This is a genomic window from Micromonospora sp. CV4 (assembly GCF_003667455.1).
Lineage (GTDB): Bacteria > Actinomycetota > Actinomycetes > Mycobacteriales > Micromonosporaceae > Micromonospora.
The window spans coordinates 18,843-43,181 of the sequence record NZ_RCVI01000193.1; the positions used below are offsets into that span (position 1 = coordinate 18,843).

Genomic DNA, 24,339 nt, shown 5'->3' on the forward strand with positions numbered 1-24,339 from the left:
CGTCCCGCTCGGCGCGGTCAGCCCTCGACGGGGACCCGCAGCCGGCGGGTGAGGTCGGCGCGGCGGGCGTACTCGGCCGGATCGGCCGGGTAGCCGACCTCGACCAGGGTCAGCCCGTGCGCCGGGGCCACGGTCACCTCGCTGGACCGCTCCCGACGGGTCAGCAGGGTGCCCGGCCACTCCACCGGGCGGCGGCCGTCCCCGGCCACCAGCATCGCGCCCACCAGGCTGCGCACCATCGCCTGGCAGAACGCGTCCGCCTGCACGGTGGCGACCAGGATCCCGTCCGGGTCGCGGCGCCAGTCCAGCCGGGTCACCTCGCGCAGCGTCGTCGCGTTCTCCTTGCGCCGGCAGTACGCGGCGAAGTCGTGCTCCCCCACCAGGCCGGCCGCCGCGGCGTTCAGCGCCGCCAGGTCCAGGGGCCTCGGCCAGGCCAGCACCTCGTGCCGGCGCAGCGGCTCCGCGCCGTACCGGGCGTCGGTGACCCGGTACTCGTAGCGGCGGAAGGTGGCCGAGAACCGGGCGTCGAAGTCGGCCGGCACCTCGGTCATCTCCCGCACCCGGACGTCGGTGGGGAGCAGCCGCGCCAGCCGTCGCAGTAGTCGACCCTCGTGCTGCCGCCACACCTCGGCGGGCAGGTCGAGGTGGCAGACCTGCCCGGTGGCGTGGACCCCCGCGTCAGTCCGCCCGGCCACGGTCAACCCGGTGGCCGTGCCGGCGCCGAGGACCAGGTCCAGGGTCTCGACGAGCACCCCGGCGACGGTGCGCCGGGTCGGTTGGGCGGCCCAGCCGGAGAAGCCGGTGCCGTCGTACGAGACATCCAGCCGCAGCCGGATCCGCTCGTCCACCTCGTACCTCCTGTTACGGGTCGGGCCCGGCACCCCGATGGGGTGCCGGGCCCGAACGATGCCCGAGATCAGGCCTTGTTCTCCTCGGTGGCGAGGTCGCTGTCCTCGCGCGACTCGGCGGTGTCGCCGGACGCCGAGACCGGCGGCTCCGCATCCTGGTCGGAGTTCTCCGACCGCGGGGCCTCCTCCGCCGGGGCGAGCGCCTCGACCTTGTCCTGCTGCGCGGCCTTGCGGGCGGCGGTCTTCTTGTTCGCCTTCGGCTCGGCGACCTGAAGCTCCTCCACCAGCTCGATGACCACCATCGGCGCGTTGTCACCCTTGCGCGGACCGGTCTTCACGATCCGGGTGTAACCGCCGGGGCGGTTGGCGTACCGGGGCGCGATCTGGTCGAACAGGGCGTAGACAACGTCCTTGTCCTTGACCACGCCCAGCACCCGCCGCCGTGCGGCCAGGTCACCGCGCTTGGCCTTGGTGATGAGCTGCTCGGCCAGCGGACGTAGCCGCCGGGCCTTCGTCTCGGTGGTCTTGATCTTGCCGTGCTGGAACAGCGCGGTGGCCAGGTTGGCCAGCATCAGCCGCTCGTGCGCGGGGCTGCCGCCGAGGCGGGGGCCCTTGGTGGGCGTGGGCATGCTTGGTGCTCCTCAGTTGTGGCGGCAGCGCGGACTAGAGCTGCTCGGTCTCGCGGTAGTCGTCGGTGTCGTAGTCGGCCTCGCCGAAGGTGTCCACGACGTGCGCCGGGTCGAAGTTCGGGGCCGAGTCCTTCAGCCCGAGACCCATCCCGGCGAGCTTCATCTTGACCTCGTCGATCGACTTCTGACCGAAGTTGCGGATGTCGAGGAGGTCGGCCTCGGTACGCCCGATGAGCTCACCAACGGTGTTGATGCCCTCGCGCTTGAGGCAGTTGTAGGAGCGAACGGTGAGGTCCAGCTCCTCGATCGGCAGGGCGAGGTCCGCCGCCAGCTGGGCGTCCTGCGGGGACGGCCCGATGTCGATACCCTCGGCGGTCTCGTCCAGCTCCCGGGCCAGACCGAACAGCTCCACCAGCGTCGAACCGGCGGAGGCCAGCGCGGTACGCGGGCCCATCGACGGCTTGGTCTCGACGTCGATGATCAGCCGGTCGAAGTCGGTCCGCTGCTCGACGCGGGTCGCCTCGACGCGGTAGGTCACCTTCAGCACCGGCGAGTAGATCGAGTCGACCGGGATACGGCCGATCTCGGCGCCGGACTGCTTGTTCTGCGCCGCCGTCACGTAACCCCGGCCCCGCTCGACGGTCAGCTCCATGTCGAGCCGACCCTTGCCGTTGAGGGTGGCGAGCTTCAGATCCGGGTTGTGCACCGAGACGCCGGCCGGGGGCTGGATGTCACCCGCGGTCACGTCGCCCGGGCCCTGCTTGCGCAGGTACATGCTGACCGGCTCGTCGTGCTCGGAGCTGACCGTGAGCTCCTTGATGTTCATGACGAGCTCGACCACGTCCTCCTTGACACCGGGGATCGTGGTGAACTCGTGCAGCACGCCGTCGATCTTGATCGACGTCACCGCCGCGCCCGGGATCGACGACAGCAGCGTGCGCCGCAGCGAGTTGCCCAGGGTGTAGCCGAAGCCCGGCTCGAGCGGCTCGATGGCGAACCGGGAGCGGGTCTCGCTGATCGACTCCTCAGAGAGGGACGGTCGCTGGCTGATGAGCATGTCTTCTCTTCTCTTCCGGGGCGCCCGCTATTTGACGCCCACGACACAAACTGTTCCGGTGGCCCGCCCTGGAGGGCGGGCCACCGCAACGAGCTCTGACTACTTGGAGTAGAGCTCGACGATCAGCTGCTCCTGGACCTGCGTGTCGATGACCTGCCGGGCCGGGAGCGAGTGCACCAGGATCTTCATCTGGCTGGGGATGGCCTCGAGCCAGGCCGGGACCGCGCGCGAGCCCGCCTGAGCCTGCGCCACGACGAACGGGGTGAGCTCCTTGCTCTTGCCCCGGACCTCGATGATGTCGTGCTCCTTGACGCGGTACGACGGGATGTCGACCTTCTTGCCGTTCACCGTGAAGTGACCGTGCTTCACCAGCTGGCGGGCCATGTCCCGCGAGTGGGCGTAGCCGGCCCGGTAAACGACGTTGTCAAGCCGCGACTCGAGGATCTGCAGGAGGACCTCACCGGTCTTGGCCTGCTTGCCAACGGCTTCCTCGTAGTAACCGCGGAACTGCTTCTCCAGCACGCCGTAGACGCGGCGGGCCTTCTGCTTCTCACGGAGCTGGAGCAGGTACTCCGTCTCCTTGGTGCGGCCGCGGCCGTGCTGCCCGGGCGGGAACGGCCGGGACTCGAACGGGCACTTCGGACCATCGCACTTGCTGCCCTTGAGGAACAGCTTCATCTTCTCCCGCCGGCAACGGCGGCAGTCAGCACCGGTGTAACGAGCCATCTCTCTCTACCTCTCAGACCCGGCGACGCTTCGGCGGACGGCATCCGTTGTGCGGCTGCGGGGTGACGTCGGAGATCTGCCCGACCTCGAGGCCCACGGCCTGCAGCGAACGGATGGCGGTCTCCCGGCCGGAGCCGGGGCCCTTGACAAACACGTCGACCTTGCGCATGCCGTGCTCCATGGCCCGACGCGCGGCGGCCTCGGCGGCCAGCTGCGCGGCGAACGGAGTCGACTTGCGGGAGCCCTTGAAGCCCACCTGGCCAGCGGAGGCCCAGGAGATGACCGCACCGGTCGGGTCCGTGATGGACACGATGGTGTTGTTGAACGTGCTCTTGATGTGCGCCTGCCCGTGGGCGACGTTCTTGCGTTCCTTGCGCCGGACCTTCTTTACAGCGGCTCCGGCACGAGCCTTCGGTGGCATAAGTCTGTGCGCTCCTGAATGGGTTCTGGCTTGTCGCCCCGTTGATTACGTAGACACCGGTTCCGGTTGGAGCCCGGCCTACATCGGCGGAGAGCGACCAGAATTCCGGTTTAAGAATTACTTCTTGCCGGGCTTCTTCTTGCCGGCGACGGTCCGCTTCGGGCCCTTCCGGGTCCGGGCGTTGGTCTTGGTCCGCTGGCCACGCACGGGCAGGCCCCGGCGGTGCCGGATGCCGGCGTAGCAGCCGATCTCAACCTTGCGGCGGATGTCAGCGGCGACCTCGCGGCGCAGGTCGCCTTCAACCTTGTAGTTGCCCTCGATGTGGTCGCGGAGCTGCACGAGCTCCTCGTCCGTGAGGTCCCGAGCGCGCTTGTCCGGCGAGATGCCGGTGGCGGCGAGTGTCTCCAGGGCGCGGGTACGACCGACCCCGAAGATGTAGGTGAGCGCGATCTCCATCCGCTTCTCGCGGGGGAGGTCCACGCCGACTAGACGTGCCATGTGCGGGCGTACTCCTCGTGATGTGTGGCGGAGGTGTGGACCCGTCCCACCCCGCTACCGGCCGTCCCGTCTTTCCGACGCTGTCAGCGCCGGCGACCGGGATCGGTCGCTGCCCAAGCGGGCCCCGGCCTCCGACCGGGGGTCAGCCACGCAGGAGTACGTCTCGCGTACCGCTCGTGGCTGGGACGAGCATGTGTGTTGTGTGTCGCTGGGGATCTGCCCGGGCCAACACCATCCGGCCGCGTTCGGCCGGATGGGCTGAATCAGCCCTGGCGCTGCTTGTGGCGCGGGTCGGTGCAGATGACCATGACCCGGCCGTGCCGGCGGATCACCCGGCACTTGTTGCAGATCCTCTTGACGCTCGGCTTGACCTTCACGGTTGCCTTACTTCCCATCTGGCCCGGGGACGCGCGAAGCGCGAGACCGGACGTCGAAGACGGACACGGGACTTCCCGGCCGTCGTCAGGACTACTTGTAGCGGTAGACGATGCGCCCGCGGGTCAGGTCGTACGGCGAGAGTTCGACGACGACCCGGTCCTCCGGCAGGATGCGGATGTAGTGCTGCCGCATCTTGCCGCTGATGTGAGCCAGCACCTTGTGGCCGTTCGCGAGCTCCACCCGGAACATGGCGTTCGGCAGGGGCTCGATGACCCGACCCTCGATCTCAATGGCTCCGTCTTTTTTCGGCATGTCCTCCGCTGTCCTGACGTCGATTGCTCCGGGCGGCCCACAACGCCTTACACGGGTAACTGACCAAGATCAGAAAGCCCGCGCCAGCCGCGGCTCCAGCTCCCACCGAAGCGCAGGGTGGGCATGCCGGAGTGGACGCTGTGCGCCGATCAGAAAGTGTACGCCGGCCTGCGCGTGGTCGCCAAACCGGCCACCCACCGCACGCTGTGTCGGGTGCCGCTCCCCCGGGCCGGGCTCCCGATGATCTCCGTCGACGCCGGCTCGCCCGCCCGCGGGTCAGCCCGCCGGGCGCGGCTCGTCCCGTTCGTCTGGTTCACCGGCGCGCAACTCCCGCCGCCGTTCCCGCTTCGCCCGCTTGCGCTCCCGCCGGCGTTGCCGCTCGATCGCCTGGCGCCGGGGCTCTCCCCCGGCCAGCCCGGTGACCGTGCGGACCACCAGCACCGCGCCCCACGGACCGGCCACCCAGGCCGGCCAGAAGTAGAGCAGGTCCCGGCTGAGCAGCGAGGTCACCGCCCAGATGGTCACCACGATGGCGATCACCTGCAGGTACGGCAGCCACACCTCGGCCAGCCAGCGCGCCGTGACCCCACCGGCCGCCGCGACGGGACGGCCGGCCACAGCGCCGTCCAGCGGCCCGGCGGCCGGCGCGGTGACCGGCGCCAGCGTCGAGTGCTCCGGGGGCGCTACCGGTGGCAGATCGGTCAGCAGGGCGTCCAGCTCGGCGTAGGTGCGCGCGGCGTAGGCCCGCTGCAACCGCTCGTCGTACTCGTGCAGGTCCAGTCGGCCCTCGCCGAGGGCCACCCGCAGCCGATCGGCAACCGCCTCACGGTCCGAGTCCGCGGCTCGCATCCCGTCGCGCCCGTTCATGCCGGCAAGCATGCCACCGTCACGCCAGTGGCGTCGGACCGATCGCCCCTTGATCCACCCGGGTCGGCCCGCTGTGGTCGCGGCCCGCCGGCGCTCCCCCGTCCGAGCCGGGACATCGCCCGCCGCGGTCGACCGGTCCTCCCGCGCGCTCCCATCCGGGTGGCTGGAATCACATCCGGGATGGGTCGACCGGTGCCGCCGCGCCCCCGGCGGGACCGCCCGAGACCAGGCCGCCGGGCCCGCCGCGCTCCCGGCCGGTCCGCCGGAACCGGGCCGCCGGGCCCGCCGCGCTCCCGGCCGGACCGCCAGGACCAGGCCGCCGGGTTATGCGCTCGGGGCGGTCAGGACGCGGTCGAGGCGGCCGGCTGCCGCGCGGTGACCAGATCGCCGAGTCGGGCCCGGCCGCCGTCGAACGCGGTGAGCACCCAGACGCCGTCCGGCAACAGCGCCATCGAATGCTCGACGTGCGCCGCCACCGACCCGTCCCGGGTGACGACCGTCCAGCCGTCGGCCAGCTCGACCGTACGCGGCGACGCCATCGTGATCATCGGCTCGATGGCCAGCGCCATGCCGGGGACCAGCCGGGGGCCCTTGCCGGGCCGGCCGTGGTTGAGCACGTGCGGGTCCTGGTGCATCTCCGTGCCGATGCCGTGCCCGCCGTAGCCGTCGACGATGCCGTACCGGCCGCCCTTGCGGACCGCGCTCTCCACGGCGTGCGAGATGTCGGTGAGCCGGCCCTTGCCGCTGGCCGAGCCACGCGCGGCGGCGGCGATGCCGGCCCACATCGCGTCCTCGGCGACCTCGGCCATCTTGAGCAGCGCCGGGTCGACGTCACCCACCCCGACGGTGATCGCGGAGTCGCCATGCCACCCGTTCAGCACCGCACCGCAGTCGATGGAGATCAGATCGCCGTCCCGCAGCACCTGCTTTGGCGAGGGGATGGCGTGCACGATCTGCTCGTTCACCGAGGAGCAGATCGACGCGGGAAAGCCGTGGTAACCCTTGAACGACGGGACGCCACCCGCCTCGCGGATGGTCGACTCGGCGATGGCATCCAGGTCGGCGGTGCTCACACCGGGCGCCACCGCTTCGCGCATCCGGCGCAGCGCTTCGGCCACCACCAGCCCGGCGGCCCGCATCTTCTCGATCTGGTCAGGGGTCTTCAGCTGGATGTCCAGCTGGGGACGACGCATGGAGCGATTACCTTTCGTTGCCGATCAGCGGGGCACGTCGGACGTACCCCGCTGACCGCACTCTATCCGCCGTGGCCCGGCCGGACCTCAGCCGCCGTACGACCGCAGCGCGTCTATGGCCCGGGTGGTGACGTCCTCCACCGGGCCGGTCGCGTCGATCCCGACCAGCTTGCCCTGGGCGCCGTAGTAGTCGACCAGTGGAGCGGTCTTCTCGCTGTATTCGCGCAGCCGCGTGGCGATGGTCTCCGGCTTGTCGTCGTCGCGCTGGAACAGCTCGGCGCCACACCGGTCACAGATGCCGGGCCGGGTGGTGGCGTCGAACTCGACGTGCCAGATCTTGCCGCAGCCGCGGCAGGTGCGCCGGCCGGAGAGCCGCCGGATCACCTCGTCGTCGTCGACCACCAGCTCCAGGACCAGATCCAGAGCGGTGCCCAGGTCGGCAAGGAGCTTGTCCAGTGCGGCGGCCTGCGGAGTGGTCCGCGGGAAGCCGTCGAGCAGGAACCCCTCGCTGGCGTCGGGCTCCGCCAGCCGGTCCCGGACCATGTTGATGGTGACCTCGTCCGGGACCAGCTCGCCGGCGTCCATGTACCGCTTCGCCTCGACACCCAACGGCGTGCCCTGGGTGACGTTCGACCGGAAGATGTCCCCGGTCGAAATCTTGGGCACCGACAGGTGCGCGGCGACGAACTCGGCCTGCGTGCCCTTGCCCGCGCCCGGCGGGCCAACCAGAACGAGTCTCATCTACCGCAGGAACCCTTCGTAGTTCCGCTGCATGAGTTGGCTCTCGATCTGCTTCACGGTCTCCAGACCGACGCCGACCATGATGAGCACAGCGGTGCCGCCGAACGGGAAGTTCTGGTACTGCTGGTTGTCCAGCCAGATGAAGAAGAAGTTCGGCAGGATCGAGATCACGCCGAGGTAGAGCGCGCCCGGCAGGGTGATCCGGCTGAGGATGAAGTCCAGGTAGTCGGCCGTCGGCTTGCCCGGGCGGATACCCGGCACGAACCCGCCGTACTTCTTCATGTTGTCCGCGACCTCGGTCGGGTTGAACGTGATCGAGACGTAGAAGTACGTGAAGAAGATGATCAGCAGGAAGTAGACCGCGATGTAGATCGGGCTGCTCGGGTTGACCAGGTTGTTCTGGATCCAGGCCTGGGTCTTGCCCGGGTCGGTCTGGTCGAAGAACTGCAGCGCCAGCTGCGGCAGGTAGAGCAGCGACGAGCCGAAGATGACCGGGATCACACCGGCCTGGTTGACCTTGAGCGGGATGTAGGTCGACGTGCCGCCGTACATCCGCCGGCCGATCATCCGCTTGGCGTACTGCACCGGGATGCGGCGCTGCGCCTGCTCGATGAAGGTGACCGCGGTGATGACCACCAGGACCAGCGCGATGACCAGGGCGAACATGTCCCAGCCCTTGCTGGTCTTGATCTGCCAGCCCTCGCTGGGCAGCCGCGCAGCGATCGAGGTGAAGATCAGGACGGACATGCCGTTGCCGACGCCCCGGTCGGTGATCAGCTCACCGAGCCACATGACCATGCCGGTGCCGGCGGTCATGGTCATCACCAGGATGGTCAGGGTCAGCCAGTCCGGGATGCCGGTGCCGGTGGGGATGATCGGGAACTGGTCGCAGCGGTTCTGGAAGAGCTGGCCCGAGCGGGCCAGCGCCACGAACGCCGAAGCCTGGAGCACACCGAGACCGAGGGTCAGATAGCGGGTGTACTGGGTGATCTTCGCCTGGCCGGCCTGGCCCTCCTTGCGGAGCTGCTCCAGCCGCGGGATCACGACGGTCAGCAGCTGCAGGATGATCGACGCGGTGATGTAGGGCATGATGCCCAGCGCGAAGACCGAGAGCTGTAGCAGCGCTCCGCCGGAGAAGAGGTTGAGAAGGTTCACCACCCCGGTGGTGTCACCCTGGATGGTGTCGAGGCACTTCTGCACGTTGCCGTACGAGACGCCCGGGCTGGGGAGCGTGGCACCCAGCCGGTAGACCGCGATGATGCCTACTGTGAACAGCAGCTTCTTGCGCAGGTCAGGCGTACGAAACGCACTGAGAAAGGCGGACAGCAACTTCTTCCTCCTGCGCGAGGCGGGCCGCCGGTGATCCCTGGCGGGTCGGGGTGGATCCCGGGCGAGCGCCCGGAATCCATGGCTGGGATGGGACTCTAACAGCCCCATCCCGGTCCGGGCAGATGCGCCCGGCTACATAAACCGATTCCGATATTACCGGGCGCATACGCCCCAGGCAGACCATGGCGCCCGCCAGTTGGTCACAACTGGACGGGCGCCATGGGTCGTACGCCTTACAGCTCGGTGACGGAGCCACCGGCGGCGGCGATCTTCTCCTTGGCCGACGCACTGAACGCGTGCGCCGACACCTGGAGCGCCACCCCGCCGAGATCCCCGGTGCCGAGGACCTTGACCGGGTGACCCTTGCGGACCGCGCCGGACTCGACCAGCTCCAGCGGGCCGACCTGGCCGCCGTTCGGGAACAGCTCGGCGAGTCGGTCCAGGTTGACCACCTGGAAGACCACCTTGAACTTGTTCTTGAAGCCCTTCATCTTCGGCAGGCGCATGTGGATGGGCATCTGCCCACCCTCGAACGCCGCCGAGATGTTCTTGCGGGCCTTGGAACCCTTGGTACCGCGACCAGCGGTCTTGCCCTTGGAACCCTCACCGCGACCCACACGGGTCTTCGCGGTCTTGGAACCGGGCGCCGGGCGCAGGTGGTGCACCTTGATCGTCATTACTCGACCTCCTCGACCTTCACGAGGTGGTTCACAGTGAAGATCATGCCGCGGATCTCGGGCCGGTCCTCCTTGACCACCACGTCGTTGATCCGCTTGAGACCGAGCGAACGCAGCGAATCACGCTGGTTCTGCTTGGTCCCGATGCCGGATCGGACCTGGGTGACCTTCAGACGTGCCATCAGTGCGCCACCCCCGCACGCGACGCCAGCATGGCGGCCGGCGCGACGTCCTCCACCGGCAGACCACGACGCGCCGCGACCTGCTCGGGGGACTCAAGCCCCTTCAGGGCCGCCACGGTGGCGTGCACGATGTTGATCGGGTTCGACGAGCCGAGGCTCTTGGAGAGCACGTCGTGGATACCGGCGCACTCCAGCACGGCGCGCACCGGACCACCGGCGATGACACCCGTACCGGCGGAGGCCGGCTTGAGCAGCACCACACCAGCGGCGTCCTCACCCGTCACCGGGTGCGGGATCGACTGGCCGATCCGCGGGACCTTGAAGAAGTGCTTCTTGGCCTCCTCGACACCCTTGGCGATCGCCGCGGGCACCTCCTTGGCCTTTCCGTAGCCCACGCCGACCGTGCCGTCGCCGTCACCAACGATCACCAGGGCGGTGAAGCTGAAGCGACGACCACCCTTCACGACCTTGGCGACGCGGTTGATCGCGACGACCCGCTCGAGGTGCGGGGTCTTCTCGACGGGCGCGTTTCCGCGGCCGCCCTCACGGCGGTTGTCGCGGCGACCACCCTCGTTGCCACCGGACCCGCCGCCACGGCGCTGTTGACCTGGCATCAGCAGCCTTCCTTATCTCTCGTGACGGGGTTGTTAGAACTCGAGCCCGGCTTCGCGGGCGGCGTCGGCAAGCGCGGCGACTCGCCCCGCGTACCGGTTACCGCCGCGGTCGAAGACGACCTTGGAGACGCCGGCGGCCTTGGCCCGCTCGGCGAGCAGCGCGCCCACCTTGCCGGCGAGGGCGCTCTTGTCGCCCTCCGCACCGCGCAGCGAGGCGTCCAGGGTCGACGCCGACGCCAGGGTGTGACCCTTGGTGTCGTCGACGATCTGGGCGACCATGTGCCGCAGCGAACGGGTGACGACCAGGCGCGGACGCTCGGCCGTACCGCTGACGTTCTTGCGGACGCGGAAGTGCCGACGCGCACGCCCAACGGCGCGCTTGGCGGCGACGCCGCGGCGGCGCTTGAGCAGCGTGGCGCTCACTTCTTACCTGCCTTTCCGGCCTTGCGGCGGATGACCTCGCCCTGGTACTTGACACCCTTGCCCTTGTAGGGCTCCGGCGGGCGGATCTTCCGAATGTTGGCGGCAACCTCACCGACCTGCTGCTTGTCGATGCCAGCCACGTGGAAGAGGGTCGGCCGCTCCACCGTGAAGGTGATGCCCGCCGGCGCGGGAACCAGCACCGGGTGCGAGAACCCGAGCGCGAACTCGAGGTCCGTGCCCTTGGCGGTGACCCGGTAACCGGTGCCGGCGATCTCCAGGCTCTTGCGGTAGCCCTCGGTCACGCCAACGATCATGTTGGCTACCAGCGTACGGCTCAGGCCGTGCAGTTCCTTGGCCTTGCGCTCGTCGTTCGGGCGGTTGACGCTCAGCTGCCCGTCCTCGGCCCGCTCGATCGTGATCGGCTCGGCGAGGGTGTGCTGGAGCTGGCCCTTCGGGCCCTTGACCTTGACGGTCTGCCCGTCGATCGTGATGTCGACGCCGGCTGGTACCGGGATCGACTTACGTCCAATTCGCGACATTTCTACCTGTCTCCCGTTACCAGACGAAGGCGAGGACTTCCCCGCCAACACTCCGCTTGCGGGCCTGCCGGTCGGTGAGCAGCCCCTGGGACGTCGAAATGATCGCCACGCCCAGCCCACCGAGCACCCGGGGGAGCCCGTCCGACTTGGCGTACACCCGGAGACCGGGCTTGGACACGCGCTTGATGCCGGCCAGGCTCCGCTCGCGGTTCTGGCCGTACTTCAGCTCGACGACCAGTCGCTTGCCGACGGCACCCTCCTCGGGCTCCTCGACCGACCAGGTGGCGATGTAACCCTCGGCCTTCAGGACCTCGGCGATGTTCGCCTTGATCTTGGAGTAGGGCATCTTCACCTGATCGTGGTACGCCTGGTTGGCGTTACGCAGACGCGTGAGCATGTCTGCGATCGGGTCGGTCATCGTCATGGATTTCGTCAGCCTTTCTCGCCGGGGTTCCCGGGGCATCGGCCCCGGGCCTACGGCGAAGAGCAATACCTAATCGGTGCAGGAGTTCCCGGCCGACAGCCGGGACGCGGTCGCCCTTACCAGGAAGCCTTGGACACACCCGGCAGCTCACCGCGGTGGGCCATCTCCCGGATGCACACCCGGCAGAGCCCGAACTTGCGGTAGACCGCCTTCGGGCGCCCGCACCGCTGGCAGCGGGTGTACGCGCGAACCGAGAACTTCGGCTTCGCGGCCGCCTTGATGATCAGCGCCTTCTTGGCCATCTCAGTTCTCCTTGAACGGGAAGCCCAGGAGCTTGAGCAGCGCCCGGCCCTCGTCGTCGGTCGTGGCGGTCGTGACCACCGTGATGTCCATGCCCCGCTGGCGATCGATCCGGTCCTGGTCGATCTCGTGGAACACCGACTGTTCGGTCAGACCGAACGTGTAGTTGCCGTGCCCGTCGAGCTTGCGCCCGTCGAGACCGCGGAAGTCGCGGATACGCGGCAGCGCGATGGACAGCAGCCGGTCCAGGAACTCCCACATCCGGTCGCCGCGAAGGGTGACCTTCGCGCCGATCGGCATGCCCTCGCGGAGCTTGAACTGCGCGATGGACTTGGTCGCCCGCCGCACCTGCGGCTTCTGGCCGGTGATCGTGGCGAGGTCGCGGACCGCGCCGTCGATCAGCTTGGCGTCGCGAGCAGCCTCGCCGACACCCATGTTGACGACGATCTTGACCAGCCGCGGCACCTGCATGGGGTTGCCGTAGCTGTGCTGCTCACGCAGCTGGGCCACGATCTCGTTGCGGTACCGCTCCTTGAGGCGCGGCATGGTCTTTTCGGTAGCCGTGGTCATCACAGGTCCTTACCGGTGCTACGCGCGATGCGGACCTTCTGGCCGTTGTCGTCGATCCGGTAACCGACGCGCGTCGGCTTGCCGTCGGAGTCCAGGACCTGCACGTTCGAGACGTGGATCGGGGCCTCCTGGGTGACGATGCCGCCGGTCTTGGCGCCACGCTGGGTGGTGCTGATGCGGGTGTGCTTCTTGACCCGGTTCACGCCCTCGACCAGGACCTTGTCCTGCCGCGGGTAGGCCGCGATGACCTTGCCCTTGGCACCCTTGTCCTTGCCGGCGATGACGACGACCGTGTCGCCCTTCTTGACCTTCACGGTCACAACACCTCCGGCGCGAGGGAAATAATCTTCATGAACCGCTTGTCCCGCAGCTCCCGGCCCACCGGGCCGAAGATGCGGGTACCGCGCGGGTCCCCACCGTCCTTGATGATGACGGCGGCGTTCTCGTCGAAGCGGATGTATGAGCCGTCCGGCCGCCGCTTCTCCTTGGCGGTGCGGACGATGACCGCCTTGACGACGTCGCCCTTCTTGACACCGGCACCCGGGATCGCGTCCTTGACGGTGGCCACGATGACGTCGCCGATGCTCGCGTAGCGCCGACCGGAGCCACCGAGAACCCGGATGCACAGGATCTCCCGAGCACCCGTGTTGTCGGCGACGCGCAGTCGCGACTCCTGCTGAATCACGTCTATCTCCTATGTCTGCCGGTTCTCCGGCCGCCGAGGACGGCCGGAGCCTGGCGGAACCAACGCCCGACGCAACGCCGGGCGAGCTCGAGCCTTCGCTACTTGGCCTTTTCCAGGATCTCCACGATCCGCCAACGCTTGGTGGCGCTCAACGGCCGGGTCTCCATGATCAGGACCCGGTCGCCGGTGCCAGCGGCGTTCTGCTCGTCGTGCACCTTCAGCTTGCTCGTACGACGCATGATCTTGCCGTACAGCGCGTGCCGAACCCGGTCCTCGACCTCGACCACGACGGTCTTGTCCATCTTGTCGCTGACCACGAGGCCCTCACGGACCTTGCGGCGAGCCCGCACGGTGGCGGTCGTGTTCTCGTCGGTCATGATGCAGTCACCTCAGTCGGCGCGGCCGAGAGCCCCAGCTCACGCTCACGCATGATCGTGTAGATCCGGGCGATCTCCCGACGGATGACCTGCAGCCGCCGGTTGTTGTCCAGCTGCCCGGTTGCGGCCTGCACGCGGAGGTTGAACAGCTCCGCCTTGGCCTCCCGCAGCTTCGTGACCAGCTCCTCTTCGGAGAGCTCACGCAGCTCGGTCGCCTTAACGCCCGCTGCCATCAGGATTCACCCACTTCGCGCGTAACAATGCGGCACTTCATCGGGAGCTTGTGGATCGCGCGACGCATCGCCTCTCGCGCGATCTGCTCGTTGGGGAAGGACATCTCGAAGAGAATCCGCCCCGGCTTGACGTTGGAGACCCACCACTCGGGCGAGCCCTTACCGGAACCCATCCGCGTTTCGGCCGGCTTCTTGGTGAGGGCCTGGTCCGGGAAGATCGTGATCCAGACCTTGCCACCACGCTTGATGTGCCGGGTCATCGCGATACGCGCCGACTCGATCTGGCGGTTGGTCACGTACGCCGGCTCGAGAGCCTGGATCCCGAACTCGCCGAACACCACCCGGTTACCACCCTTGGACGCGCCACTGCGGTCCGGGTGGTGCGGCTTGCGGAAGCCCTTCGGGGGCTTGCGCGGCATCAGCATCTGTCAGCCCTCCTGCTGCGTTTCTGCCGGAGCAGCCGCGGCGGCGACAGCTGCGCTGTCCACCGGCTCGCCGCTCGGCGTCTCGGCCTGCTGCGCGATGGTGGTCGCAGCAGCACGGCCAGCCTCGGTGCCACCAGCCGTCGTGCCGGACGAACCCGACCGGCCACGGCGCGGACGCTCGGGACGGTCGCCACGCTCACCACGACGCGGACGGGACGGACCGGCCTCGGCCGGAGCCTCCCGGCCCGGGACGGCGTCGCCCTTGTAGATCCAGACCTTCACGCCGATCCGACCGAACGTGGTACGCGCCTCGAAGAAGCCGTACTCGATGTTGGCCCGCAGCGTGTGCAGCGGAACCCGGCCCTCACGGTAGAACTCGGTACGGCTCATCTCGGCGCCGCCGAGACGACCCGAGACCTGCACGCGGATGCCCTTGCAGACCGGGTTCTTCATCGCCGACTGCATGGCCTTGCGCATCGCCCGACGGAAGCTGACCCGGCTGGACAGCTGCTCGGCCACGCCCTGCGCGACGAGCTGTGCGTCCGACTCGGGGTTCTTCACCTCGATGATGTTCAGCTGCACCTGCTTGCCGGTGAGCTTCTCGAGCTCGCCGCGGATCCGGTCGGCCTCCGCACCCTTACGGCCGATGACGATGCCCGGCCGGGCGGTGTGGATGTCGACGCGGACCCGGTCGCGGGTGCGCTCGATGTCGACCTTGGAGATGCCGGCGCGCTCGAGGCCCTTGGACATCATGCGGCGGATCTTGACATCCTCGCCGATGTAGTCCTTGTAGAGCTTGTCCGCGAACCAGCGGGACTTCCAGTCGGTCGAGATGCCGAGCCGGAACCCAGTGGGGTGAACCTTCTGACCCATTACTCGGCGTCCTCCGTCTTGCTCTGCGCTTCGGCCGGTGCGGCCTGCGTGGCCGGGGCGGCCTTCTTCGCCGCGGCCTTCCTCGGCGCTGCCGGCGCGACCGCCTCGACCGCCACGGTGATGTGGCAGGTGCGCTTGCGGATCCGGTACGCCCGGCCCTGCGCCCGCGGCTGGAACCGCTTCATCGTCGGGCCCTCATCCACGAACGCCTCGCTCACGAGCAGCGCGTCGGGGTCCAGCCGCTCGTTGTTCTCCGCGTTGGCGATCGCGCTGGCGAGCACCTTGTACACCTGCTCGCTCGCAGCCTGCGGCGCGAACTGCAGCACCGTGAGAGCCTCCTTCGCGGGCAGGCCGCGGACGAGGTTGACCACCCGGCGCGCCTTCATCGGCGAGATGCGCACGTGCCGCGCAACCGCCCGCGCGCCCGGAAGCACCGGAGCGTCGCCCTTTCCTGGCATCGCTGTAACCCCTTGTTCCCTCTATCCGTATGCCCGCGGCGTCAGCGCCGACGGCTCTTCCGGTCGTCCTTCTCGTGACCCTTGAACGTGCGGGTCAGCGCGAACTCGCCGAGCTTGTGCCCGACCATCGCCTCGGTCACGAACACCGGGACGTGCTTGCGTCCGTCGTGCACGGCGATCGTGTGCCCCAGCATCTCGGGGATGATCGTCGAGCGCCGCGACCAGGTCTTGATCACGTTCTTGGAGCCCTTGTCGTTCTGAACTTCCACCTTCTTGAGCAGGTGGTCGTCTACGAACGGGCCCTTCTTCAGGCTGCGAGGCATGTCTTATCTCCCTCAGCCGCGCTTACGCGTGGCGTAGCGACGGCGGACGATCAGCCGGTCACTCGGCTGGCCCTTACGGCGGGTGCGGCCCTCGGGCTTACCCTGCGGGTTGACCGGGTGGCGACCACCGGAGGTCTTACCCTCACCACCACCGTGCGGGTGGTCGACCGGGTTCATGGCGACACCACGGACGGTCGGGCGCTTGCCCTTCCACCGCATACGGCCGGCCTTACCCCAGTTGATGTTCGACTGATCGGCGTTGCCGATCTCGCCGACGCTGGCGCGGCAGCGCACGTCGACCCGCCGGATCTCGCCGGACGGCATACGCAGGGTCGCGTACGCGCCCTCACGGCCGAGCAGCTGGATGCCGACGCCGGCGGAACGGGCCAGCTTGGCCCCGCCACCCGGACGCAGCTCCACGTTGTGGATCGTGGTACCGACCGGGATGTTGCGCAGCGGCAGGTTGTTACCCGGCTTGATGTCGGCGCCCGGGCCGGACTCGACGCGGTCGCCCTGCTTCATGTCCTTCGGCGCGAGGATGTACCGCTTCTCGCCGTCGGCGTAGTGCAGCAGCGCGATGCGCGCCGTGCGGTTCGGGTCGTACTCGATGTGAGCGACCTTCGCCGGCACGCCGTCCTTGTCGACCCGCTTGAAGTCGATCAGACGGTACTGGCGCTTGTGACCGCCACCGTGGTGCCGCGTGGTGATCCGGCCGTGGGCGTTACGCCCGCCCTTCTTCGGCAGCGGAGCCAGCAGCGACTTCTCCGGCGTGGACCGGGTGATCTCGGCGAAGTCGGCGACACTGGAGCCACGTCGGCCCGGCGTCGTCGGCTTGTACTTACGGATAGCCATTGTCTACACCCCTCAGCTGACCGGGCCGCCGAAGGCCTCGATGCGGTCACCGTCAGCCAGCTTCACGATCGCCCGCTTGGTCGCCTTGCGCTGACCGAAGCCGGTCTTGGTGCGCTTGCGCTTGCCCTGGCGGTTGAGCGTGTTGACCGTCAGGACGCGGACGTTGAAGATCTGCTGGATAGCGATCTTGATCTCGGTCTTGTTCGCGTCCGGGTGCACCAGGAAGGTGTACCAGTTCCGGTTCAGCTCGCTGTAGCTCTTCTCCGAGACGACCGGCGCCACGATGATGTCGCGCGGGTCGGCGATCGTGCTCACTTGCCACCCTCCTCGGTGGTCTCGGCCGGAACGCCCAGGAACTCGTCCAGCGCGTCCTTGGTGAAGACCACGTCGTCGGCCACCAGCACGTCATACGTGTTGAGCTGGCCGGACTCGATCAGGTGCACCCGCGGCTCGTTGCGCAGCGACACCCAGTTCAGCTCGTCGGTGCTGCTCAGCACGACCAGGACCCGACGGGCCTCGGTGAGCTTGGTCAGCGTGGCCAGGGCCGCCTTGGTCGACGGCTTCTCGCCCGAGACGAAAGCCTCGACGACGTGCACCTGCCCGGCGCGGGCCCGGTCGGAGAGGGCACCCCGCAGCGCGGCGGCCTTCATCTTCTTCGGGGTCCGCTGGCTGTAGTCGCGCGGCACGGGACCGTGCACCACGCCACCGCCGGCGAACTGCGGCGCGCGGATCGAGCCCTGCCGGGCGCGACCGGTGCCCTTCTGCTTGTACGGCTTCTTGCCGCCGCCGGCGACCTCGCCGCGGGTCTTGGTCTTGTGCGTGCCCTGTCGGGCCGCCGCGAGCTGGGCCACCACGACCTGGTGCATCAGCGCGACGTTGGCCTGCACGTCGAAGATGTCAGCCGGCAGCTCGACGGAGCCGCTGGTGCTGCCTTCGACGGTGCGCACGTCAACGGTGGTCACTTGGCCGCACCGCCCTTCTTCACCTTGCTCTTGGCCGCGGTACGGACCAGAACGAGCGCGCCCTTGGGACCAGGAATGGCACCCCGGACGAGCAGCAGGTTGTTCTCGGTGTCGACCGCCTGGACGGTGAGGTTCTGCACGGTGTACCGCACGCCACCCATCCGGCCGGCCATCCGGGTGCCCTTGAAGACACGACCCGGAGTGGCGCAGGCGCCGATGGAACCGGGCGAGCGGTGCTTGCGCTCGACACCGTGGCTGGCGCGCAGACCGTGGAAGCCGTGCCGCTTCATCGGGCCGGCGTAACCCTTGCCCTTGGTCTTGCCAGTGACGTCGATCGAGACGCCGGGCGGGAACTCCTCGACCGTGACCTCCTGGCCGAGCGAGTACTCCCCCGCGTCCGTGGTGCGCAGCTCGACGATGTGCCGGCGCGGCGCCACGTCCGCCTTCGCGTAGTGCCCGCTGATCGGCTTCTTGACCTTGCGCGGGTCGATGGTGCCGTACGCCAGCTGGACCGCGGAGTAACCGTCCTTCTCGGCGCTACGAACCTGGCTGATGACGCACGGGCCGGCCTCGACCACGGTCACGGGAACAACACGGTTGTTGTCCCAGACCTGGGTCATGCCGAGCTTGGCGCCCAGGATCCCCTTGACTTGCCTGTCCATTTGTCCGGTCCCTACAGCTTGATCTCGATGTCGACGCCAGCCGGCAGGTCGAGGCGCATGAGCGAGTCGACCGTCTTCGGGGTCGGGTCGATGATGTCGATCAGCCGCTTGTGCGTGCGCATCTCGAAGTGCTCGCGCGAGTCCTTGTACTTGTGCGGCGAGCGGATAACGCAGAAACGGTTGATCTCCGTGGGCAGCGGCACCGGGCCCGCGACCTGCGCCCCGGTGCGCGTCACCGTCTCGACGATCTTCCGAGCCGAGGAGTCGACGACCTCGTGGTCATAGGCCTTGAGCCGGATGCGGATCTTCTGTCCCGCCATGGTGGCTTCTGTTCCTTCTCTCGATGCCGCTGTGTTGCGGGCGCCTGTACCGGCTGGCACAGGCCCACTTCGCCGACCCCCGCGGTCGGGCGTGTCGCGCCCTCGGGCCGGGCTCCGCCCTGGGACTCCAGAACGGTCCTGACCGCGCGGTGGGTCAAGGCGCCGATCGCAATTACCGCGACCTGAACGCCGTGCGAGGGTGGTTGGCGGCGAGGCCGCCAACCACCCTACGCTCGACTGTCCCGTCACCCGGAGGTTCAGCGAAAGCCGAACACAGGCGACGAACTGTCGTTACGCAACCTGACTAGTATGCCGCACGACCGGCGGCGGGTCTAATCGGGGTTACCTAGCTCACTTGATGATCTTGGTGACGAACCCGGCGCCGACGGTGCGGCCACCCTCGCGGATCGCGAACTTGAGGTTCTCCTCCATGGCGATGGGCTGGATCAGCTTCACCGTCATGGTGGTGTTGTCACCCGGCATGACCATCTCGGTGCCCTCGGGGAGGGTGACGACACCGGTGACGTCCGTGGTCCGGAAGTAGAACTGCGGACGGTAGTTCTGGAAGAACGGGGTGTGCCGGCCGCCCTCCTCCTTGGAGAGGATGTAGACCGTCGCCTCGAACTCCGTGTGCGGGGTCGTGGTGCCCGGCTTGACGACCACCATGCCGCGCTCGACGTCCTCGCGCTTGATGCCACGCAGCAGCAGACCGACGTTCTCGCCCGCGCGGGCCTCGTCGAGCAGCTTGCGGAACATCTCGATGCCGGTGCAGACCGTCTTCTGCGACTTCTCGCGGATACCGACGATCTCCACCTCCTCGTTCGGCTTGAGGATGCCGCGCTCGGCGCGACCGGTGACGACGGTGCCACGACCGGTGATCGTGAAGACGTCCTCGATCGGCATGAGGAACGGCTTCTCGGTCTCGCGCTCCGGCTGCGGGATCGCGGTGTCGACCGCGGTCATCAGGTCCAGGAGCTTGCCGGTCCACTCGGGGTCACCCTCGAGGGCCTTCAGCGCCGAAACCCGCACGACCGGCAGGTCGTCACCCGGGTACTCCTGCGAGGAGAGCAGCTCGCGGACCTCGAGCTCGACGAGCTCCAGGAGCTCCTCGTCGTCGACCATGTCGCTCTTGTTGAGCGCCACGACGATGTACGGCACACCGACCTGACGGGCCAGCAGCACGTGCTCGCGGGTCTGCGGCATCGGGCCGTCGGTCGCCGCGACCACCAGGATCGCGCCGTCCATCTGCGCGGCACCGGTGATCATGTTCTTGATGTAGTCCGCGTGGCCGGGGCAGTCGACGTGCGCGTAGTGCCGCGCCTCGGTCTGGTACTCGACGTGCGCGATCGAGATCGTGATGCCGCGGGCCTTCTCCTCCGGCGCCTTGTCGATCTCGTCGAACGGCGTGTAAGGGTTCAGGTCCGGGTACTGGTCGTGCAGGACCTTGGTGATGGCCGCCGTCAGCGTCGTCTTACCGTGGTCGATGTGACCAATGGTGCCGATGTTGACGTGCGGCTTAGTCCGCTCGAACTTCGCCTTCGCCACTGGTGTCCTCCTGTGGACTTCTTGGTTCGTACGCCCGGCGCGCCGGTCGGCGCTTAGGACTCTGTCGACAGCCTTTCCGGCCTGACGGCCGGAGAGCTTTTGTGGGTTCTGCGGCGATGAAGCCTACAGGCCCGGTCTCACGCAACCCGATCGTGGTGGCCGCGGGCGGGTGAACCCTCCCGCGACCGACCACGAATCACCTGCTCGGGGACGTTACTCGCCCGTTGCCTTGGCGATGATCTCCTTCGCGACGCTCTGCGGAACCTCGGCGTAGGAGTCGAACTGCATGCTGTAGCTAGCCCGGCCCTGGGTCTTCGACCGCAGGTCGCCGACGTAGCCGAACATCTCCGACAACGGCACCAGAGCCTTGACGATGCGGGCGCCACTGCGCTCCTCCATCGCCTGGATCAGGCCGCGGCGGGAGTTGAGGTCGCCGATGACGTCACCCATGTTCTCCTCAGGAGTGGTGACCTCAACGGCCATCATCGGCTCGAGCAACGCCGGGTCGGCCTTGCGGGCCGCGTCCTTCATCACCATCGAGCCGGCGATCTTGAATGCCATTTCCGACGAGTCGACCTCGTGGTACTGGCCGTCCAGCAGGGTCAGCTTGACACCGACCAGCGGGAAGCCGGCGAGAATGCCGTACTGCATCGCGTCCTGGGCGCCCGCGTCCACCGACGGGATGAACTCCCGGGGGATGCGGCCACCGCTGACGGCGTTGGCGAACTCGTAGGTCGGCGAGTCGTTGTCCAGCGGCAGCGGCTCGACGCTCACGATGACGCGGGCGTACTGGCCGGAACCACCGGTCTGCTTCTTGTGGGTGTACTCGACCTTGTCCACCTTGCGACGGATGGTCTCGCGGTACGCCACCTGCGGCTTGCCGATGTTGGCCTCGACGTTGAACTCGCGGCGCATCCGGTCGACCAGGATGTCCAGGTGCAGCTCGCCCATGCCGGAGATGACCGTCTGACCGGTCTCCTCGTCCAGCTTGACGCGGAAGGTCGGGTCCTCCTCGGCCAGCCGCTGGATGGCGGTGCTGAGCTTCTCCTGGTCGGCCTTGGTCTTCGGCTCGATGGCCACCTCGATGACCGGCTCGGGGAAGGTCATCGACTCGAGGATGACCGGGTTCGCCGGGTCGGACAGGGTGTCACCGGTGGTGGTCTGCTTGAGACCCTGCACCGCGATGATGTCGCCAGCCTGGGCCGAGCCGCGCTCTTCCCGCTTGTTGGCGTGCATCTGGTAGATCTTGCCGATCCGCTCCTTGCGGTCCTTGGTGGAGTTGACCACCTGGGTGCCGGTCTCGACCACGCCGGAGTAGACCCGGACGTAGGTCAGCTTGCCAAGGTGCTTGTCGGTCTGGATCTTGAACGCCAGGCCCGAGAAGGGCTCCGACTTGGAGGGCTTGCGCAGCAGCGGCGTCTCGCCGTCGGTGGCCGTGCCCTCGATCGCCGGAACGTCCAGCGGCGACGGCAGGAAGTCGACCACGGCGTCGAGCATCGGCTGGACGCCCTTGTTCTTGAACGCCGAGCCGCAGAGCACCGGGTTCGCCTTGCCCGCGATGGTGGCGCGCCGGATGGCGGCCTTGATCTCCTCCTGGGAGACCTCGTCGCCTTCCAGGTACTTCTCCATCACCGCGTCGTCGACGTCGGCCAGGGTCTCCATCAGCTTCTCGCGCCACTCGGCCGCGGAGTCGGCCAGCTCGGCCGGGATCTCCTCGATCGCGTAGTCCTCACCCTTCTGGGTTTCCCCGCGCCAGGTGAGGGCGCGCATGCCGATCAGGTCGACGACACCGATGTGGTCACCCTCGAGCCCGATCGGGATCTGGAGCACCAGCGGGGTGGCGTTGAGCCGGTCGATCATCATCTGCACGCAGCGGAAGAAGTCGGCGCCGGTCCGGTCGAGCTTGTTGACGAAGCACATCCGCGGGACGTTGTACTTGTCGGCCTGCCGCCAGACGTTCTCCGTCTGCGGCTCCACGCCGGCGACACCGTCGTAGACCGCGACCGCACCATCCAGCACCCGCAGCGACCGCTCGACCTCGACCGTGAAGTCGACGTGGCCAGGCGTGTCGATGATCTGGATCGTGTGGCCCTTCCACTCACACTTGGTGGCAGCGGAGGTGATGGTGATACCACGCTCCTGCTCCTGCTCCATCCAGTCCATGACGGCAGCGCCCTCGTGGACCTCACCGATCTTGTACGTGATGCCGGTGTAGAACAGGATCCGCTCGGTGGTCGTGGTCTTACCGGCATCGATGTGCGCCATGATGCCGATGTTGCGTACGTTGGCGAGCGCGTCTGCGGCGGCCACTTCAATCCCTACTTATCGTCGTCTCGACTCAACTGGTGGCGGTTCCGGCGCCCGAGGGCGCCGGAACCAGGGTGTTACCAGCGGTAGTGCGCGAAGGCCTTGTTGGACTCGGCCATCTTGTGCGTGTCCTCGCGCCGCTTGACGGCGGCACCGAGGCCGTTGCTCGCGTCCAGCAGCTCGTTCATCAGCCGCTCGACCATGGTCTTCTCGCGCCGGGCGCGGGAGTACGTGACCAGCCAGCGCAGACCCAGGGTGGTCGCCCGGGTGGGGCGAACCTCGACCGGGACCTGGTAGGTGGCGCCACCGACACGACGGCTACGCACCTCGAGGGTCGGCTTGACGTTGTCCATCGCCCGCTTGAGGGTGACGACCGGGTCGGTGCCGGACTTCTCGCGGCAGCCCTCGAGGGCCGCGTACACGATGGACTCGGCGAGCTGACGCTTGCCGCGGAGCAGGATCTTGTTCACCAGCTGGGTGACCAGCGGCGAGTTGTACACCGGGTCAGCGACCAGCGGCCGCCGCGGAGCGGGTCCCTTACGCGGCATGTCAGCTCTTCTCCTTCTTCGCGCCGTAACGGCTGCGCGCCTGCTTGCGGTTGCGGACACCCTGGGTGTCCAGCGAGCCGCGGACGATCTTGTAACGCACGCCGGGGAGGTCCTTCACCCGGCCGCCGCGAACGAGCACGATCGAGTGCTCCTGCAGGTTGTGACCGACGCCGGGGATGTAGGCGGTCACCTCGATCTGGCTGCTGAGCTTCACACGAGCGACCTTGCGCAGCGCCGAGTTCGGCTTCTTCGGGGTGGTGGTGTACACGCGGGTGCACACGCCGCGCCGCTGAGGGGAACCCTTCAGCGCCGGGGTCTTCGTCTTGCTCGTCTTAGCCTGACGGCCCTTTCGGACCAGCTGCTGGATCGTGGGCACCGGGTTTCTCCGCTCCCTTCGGCCGCATCCTGCGGCCGCGCCGTCTGCTCGTTAGCCGGCCTGATGACCGGCTCTCCTACATTCCGACCAGGGCCACCTTGCGGAGGTCCCGGCACCCGCGGTCGGGCGTGTCGCCCAACTCACGGTCCCGGTGCGGACGCTTGCGCGGACGTACCGGGGTTCTGTCACCGGCACGCGGGTCGCCCCGCCCCGGATCTTTGGCTTGTCGTGCCGCCGTCCGTACTCCGGATCCAGCGCACGCACGAGTTGCCCGGGCATGCCCGGGCACAAGGGGAAAGAGTACCTACCACAGCCGCCCAGGTCAAAACGGAATGGCCCGGCGAACGTCTCACACCCGCCGGCCGGATCTCGTCCCGCCCCGTCGCCCGCGATGGGCACCTACGGATACAAGTGTACCGGCTTCTCCGGAAGACCACCCGTCGCCCCCGGGGCGAGGGCTGACCGCCCCGCGCGCGCCCCGCGTCGACCGGGGCGGACGCCCGACGGGACGTGACCGGCCTCACGCCAGGGAGATCACCAGCGCCAGGCCCAGACCCAGCAGGCTCAGCACCGCACCCGCCGCCCCACAGCTGATCCCCGCGATCGCCAGGCCCCGGCCGGTGAAGCGGACCGCGGGCGGCTGGGCCGGCCGCGGTCCGCTTCAC

At 68.3% G+C, this 24,339-nt stretch carries 37 protein-coding genes; all 37 read right to left on the reverse strand.

Annotated features, from left to right (window positions below; genetic code table 11):
* Positions 1-17: 17 nt before the first annotated feature.
* Positions 18-848, reverse strand: coding sequence for a tRNA pseudouridine(38-40) synthase TruA (gene truA / locus EAD98_RS06230; protein ID WP_121653120.1), 831 nt, complete (start codon positions 846-848; stop codon positions 18-20).
* Positions 849-916: 68 nt separating this feature from the next.
* Positions 917-1,477 (reverse strand): 50S ribosomal protein L17, encoded by a 561-nt coding sequence (gene rplQ / locus EAD98_RS06235; RefSeq protein WP_121653121.1) that lies wholly within the window; start codon positions 1,475-1,477, stop codon positions 917-919.
* Positions 1,478-1,511: 34 nt separating this feature from the next.
* Positions 1,512-2,534, reverse strand: coding sequence for a DNA-directed RNA polymerase subunit alpha (locus EAD98_RS06240; RefSeq protein ID WP_074314574.1), 1,023 nt, complete (start codon positions 2,532-2,534; stop codon positions 1,512-1,514).
* Positions 2,535-2,633: 99 nt separating this feature from the next.
* Positions 2,634-3,260: a 30S ribosomal protein S4 gene (gene rpsD / locus EAD98_RS06245; protein WP_121653122.1), complete on the reverse strand. Its 627-nt coding sequence runs from the start codon at positions 3,258-3,260 to the stop codon at positions 2,634-2,636.
* Between the two features lie 13 nt (positions 3,261-3,273).
* On the reverse strand, positions 3,274-3,681 hold the full coding sequence (gene rpsK / locus EAD98_RS06250; RefSeq protein WP_007073011.1) for a 30S ribosomal protein S11: 408 nt from the start codon (positions 3,679-3,681) through the stop codon (positions 3,274-3,276).
* Positions 3,682-3,798: 117 nt separating this feature from the next.
* On the reverse strand, positions 3,799-4,179 hold the full coding sequence (gene rpsM / locus EAD98_RS06255) for a 30S ribosomal protein S13 (protein WP_007465236.1): 381 nt from the start codon (positions 4,177-4,179) through the stop codon (positions 3,799-3,801).
* 263 nt (positions 4,180-4,442) lie between these two features.
* Positions 4,443-4,556 (reverse strand): 50S ribosomal protein L36, encoded by a 114-nt coding sequence (gene rpmJ, locus EAD98_RS06260; protein ID WP_012184307.1) that lies wholly within the window; start codon positions 4,554-4,556, stop codon positions 4,443-4,445.
* A 91-nt stretch (positions 4,557-4,647) separates the two neighbouring features.
* Positions 4,648-4,869: a translation initiation factor IF-1 gene (gene infA, locus EAD98_RS06265; RefSeq protein ID WP_007073013.1), complete on the reverse strand. Its 222-nt coding sequence runs from the start codon at positions 4,867-4,869 to the stop codon at positions 4,648-4,650.
* Between the two features lie 276 nt (positions 4,870-5,145).
* Positions 5,146-5,736: a DUF1707 domain-containing protein gene (locus EAD98_RS06270; RefSeq protein WP_121653123.1), complete on the reverse strand. Its 591-nt coding sequence runs from the start codon at positions 5,734-5,736 to the stop codon at positions 5,146-5,148.
* Positions 5,737-6,077: 341 nt separating this feature from the next.
* On the reverse strand, positions 6,078-6,929 hold the full coding sequence (map, locus tag EAD98_RS06275; protein WP_121653124.1) for a type I methionyl aminopeptidase: 852 nt from the start codon (positions 6,927-6,929) through the stop codon (positions 6,078-6,080).
* 87 nt (positions 6,930-7,016) lie between these two features.
* Complete coding sequence (locus tag EAD98_RS06280) at positions 7,017-7,670, reverse strand: adenylate kinase (RefSeq protein ID WP_007465256.1); 654 nt, start codon at positions 7,668-7,670, stop codon at positions 7,017-7,019.
* On the reverse strand, positions 7,671-8,999 hold the full coding sequence (secY, locus tag EAD98_RS06285; protein ID WP_121653125.1) for a preprotein translocase subunit SecY: 1,329 nt from the start codon (positions 8,997-8,999) through the stop codon (positions 7,671-7,673).
* Between the two features lie 233 nt (positions 9,000-9,232).
* Positions 9,233-9,676 carry a 50S ribosomal protein L15 gene (gene rplO / locus EAD98_RS06290; RefSeq protein ID WP_030329906.1) on the reverse strand — a complete coding sequence of 148 codons (444 nt, stop codon included), beginning with the start codon at positions 9,674-9,676 and terminating at the stop codon, positions 9,233-9,235.
* A complete protein-coding gene (rpmD, locus tag EAD98_RS06295; protein WP_074314584.1) occupies positions 9,676-9,858 on the reverse strand; it encodes a 50S ribosomal protein L30 in 183 nt (60 codons plus the stop codon). The genes rplO and rpmD overlap by 1 nt, the downstream gene beginning before the upstream one ends.
* Entirely contained in the window at positions 9,858-10,472 is a 615-nt protein-coding gene (rpsE, locus tag EAD98_RS06300) for a 30S ribosomal protein S5 (RefSeq protein WP_074314587.1), read from the reverse strand. Before rpsE ends, rpmD begins: the two co-directional genes overlap by 1 nt.
* A gap of 33 nt (positions 10,473-10,505) precedes the next feature.
* Positions 10,506-10,895 (reverse strand): 50S ribosomal protein L18, encoded by a 390-nt coding sequence (gene rplR, locus EAD98_RS06305; RefSeq protein ID WP_030329901.1) that lies wholly within the window; start codon positions 10,893-10,895, stop codon positions 10,506-10,508.
* On the reverse strand, positions 10,892-11,434 hold the full coding sequence (gene rplF / locus EAD98_RS06310; protein ID WP_074314591.1) for a 50S ribosomal protein L6: 543 nt from the start codon (positions 11,432-11,434) through the stop codon (positions 10,892-10,894). Before rplF ends, rplR begins: the two co-directional genes overlap by 4 nt.
* Positions 11,435-11,450: 16 nt before the next feature.
* Positions 11,451-11,858 carry a 30S ribosomal protein S8 gene (gene rpsH, locus EAD98_RS06315; RefSeq protein WP_007465270.1) on the reverse strand — a complete coding sequence of 136 codons (408 nt, stop codon included), beginning with the start codon at positions 11,856-11,858 and terminating at the stop codon, positions 11,451-11,453.
* A gap of 116 nt (positions 11,859-11,974) precedes the next feature.
* A complete protein-coding gene (locus EAD98_RS06320) occupies positions 11,975-12,160 on the reverse strand; it encodes a type Z 30S ribosomal protein S14 (RefSeq protein ID WP_007465272.1) in 186 nt (61 codons plus the stop codon).
* A gap of 1 nt (position 12,161) precedes the next feature.
* Positions 12,162-12,728: a 50S ribosomal protein L5 gene (rplE, locus tag EAD98_RS06325; protein WP_074314595.1), complete on the reverse strand. Its 567-nt coding sequence runs from the start codon at positions 12,726-12,728 to the stop codon at positions 12,162-12,164.
* A complete protein-coding gene (gene rplX / locus EAD98_RS06330; protein WP_007465276.1) occupies positions 12,728-13,048 on the reverse strand; it encodes a 50S ribosomal protein L24 in 321 nt (106 codons plus the stop codon). The genes rplE and rplX overlap by 1 nt, the downstream gene beginning before the upstream one ends.
* Positions 13,045-13,413, reverse strand: a complete 369-nt coding sequence (gene rplN, locus EAD98_RS06335; protein WP_015619002.1) for a 50S ribosomal protein L14 — start codon at positions 13,411-13,413, stop codon at positions 13,045-13,047. The genes rplX and rplN overlap by 4 nt, the downstream gene beginning before the upstream one ends.
* A gap of 98 nt (positions 13,414-13,511) precedes the next feature.
* Positions 13,512-13,790, reverse strand: a complete 279-nt coding sequence (gene rpsQ / locus EAD98_RS06340; RefSeq protein ID WP_089018945.1) for a 30S ribosomal protein S17 — start codon at positions 13,788-13,790, stop codon at positions 13,512-13,514.
* Positions 13,787-14,023 (reverse strand): 50S ribosomal protein L29, encoded by a 237-nt coding sequence (rpmC, locus tag EAD98_RS06345; protein WP_007465283.1) that lies wholly within the window; start codon positions 14,021-14,023, stop codon positions 13,787-13,789. Before rpmC ends, rpsQ begins: the two co-directional genes overlap by 4 nt.
* Positions 14,023-14,448 (reverse strand): 50S ribosomal protein L16, encoded by a 426-nt coding sequence (rplP, locus tag EAD98_RS06350; protein ID WP_121653126.1) that lies wholly within the window; start codon positions 14,446-14,448, stop codon positions 14,023-14,025. Before rplP ends, rpmC begins: the two co-directional genes overlap by 1 nt.
* Positions 14,449-14,451: 3 nt before the next feature.
* The gene (gene rpsC / locus EAD98_RS06355; protein ID WP_007465294.1) at positions 14,452-15,321 is read right to left on the reverse strand and encodes a 30S ribosomal protein S3; all 870 of its coding nucleotides are present in this window, start codon (positions 15,319-15,321) and stop codon (positions 14,452-14,454) included.
* The gene (gene rplV, locus EAD98_RS06360; RefSeq protein ID WP_089018943.1) at positions 15,321-15,779 is read right to left on the reverse strand and encodes a 50S ribosomal protein L22; all 459 of its coding nucleotides are present in this window, start codon (positions 15,777-15,779) and stop codon (positions 15,321-15,323) included. Before rplV ends, rpsC begins: the two co-directional genes overlap by 1 nt.
* A 41-nt stretch (positions 15,780-15,820) precedes the next feature.
* Complete coding sequence (gene rpsS / locus EAD98_RS06365) at positions 15,821-16,102, reverse strand: 30S ribosomal protein S19 (protein ID WP_007465299.1); 282 nt, start codon at positions 16,100-16,102, stop codon at positions 15,821-15,823.
* A 12-nt stretch (positions 16,103-16,114) separates the two neighbouring features.
* Positions 16,115-16,954, reverse strand: coding sequence for a 50S ribosomal protein L2 (rplB, locus tag EAD98_RS06370; RefSeq protein WP_053653944.1), 840 nt, complete (start codon positions 16,952-16,954; stop codon positions 16,115-16,117).
* 12 nt (positions 16,955-16,966) lie between these two features.
* Positions 16,967-17,269 carry a 50S ribosomal protein L23 gene (gene rplW, locus EAD98_RS06375; RefSeq protein WP_007465304.1) on the reverse strand — a complete coding sequence of 101 codons (303 nt, stop codon included), beginning with the start codon at positions 17,267-17,269 and terminating at the stop codon, positions 16,967-16,969.
* Positions 17,266-17,916: a 50S ribosomal protein L4 gene (gene rplD, locus EAD98_RS06380; RefSeq protein ID WP_053653946.1), complete on the reverse strand. Its 651-nt coding sequence runs from the start codon at positions 17,914-17,916 to the stop codon at positions 17,266-17,268. The genes rplW and rplD overlap by 4 nt, the downstream gene beginning before the upstream one ends.
* Entirely contained in the window at positions 17,913-18,578 is a 666-nt protein-coding gene (gene rplC, locus EAD98_RS06385) for a 50S ribosomal protein L3 (protein WP_121653127.1), read from the reverse strand. Before rplC ends, rplD begins: the two co-directional genes overlap by 4 nt.
* An 11-nt stretch (positions 18,579-18,589) precedes the next feature.
* Entirely contained in the window at positions 18,590-18,898 is a 309-nt protein-coding gene (gene rpsJ, locus EAD98_RS06390) for a 30S ribosomal protein S10 (RefSeq protein ID WP_007073037.1), read from the reverse strand.
* Positions 18,899-19,249: 351 nt separating this feature from the next.
* The gene (gene tuf, locus EAD98_RS06395; RefSeq protein ID WP_121653128.1) at positions 19,250-20,443 is read right to left on the reverse strand and encodes an elongation factor Tu; all 1,194 of its coding nucleotides are present in this window, start codon (positions 20,441-20,443) and stop codon (positions 19,250-19,252) included.
* A gap of 213 nt (positions 20,444-20,656) precedes the next feature.
* The gene (gene fusA / locus EAD98_RS06400; RefSeq protein WP_121653129.1) at positions 20,657-22,753 is read right to left on the reverse strand and encodes an elongation factor G; all 2,097 of its coding nucleotides are present in this window, start codon (positions 22,751-22,753) and stop codon (positions 20,657-20,659) included.
* Positions 22,754-22,827: 74 nt separating this feature from the next.
* Positions 22,828-23,298 carry a 30S ribosomal protein S7 gene (gene rpsG, locus EAD98_RS06405; RefSeq protein WP_007465317.1) on the reverse strand — a complete coding sequence of 157 codons (471 nt, stop codon included), beginning with the start codon at positions 23,296-23,298 and terminating at the stop codon, positions 22,828-22,830.
* Between the two features lies 1 nt (position 23,299).
* Positions 23,300-23,674, reverse strand: a complete 375-nt coding sequence (rpsL, locus tag EAD98_RS06410; protein WP_014440718.1) for a 30S ribosomal protein S12 — start codon at positions 23,672-23,674, stop codon at positions 23,300-23,302.
* Positions 23,675-24,339: the final 665 nt, after the last annotated feature.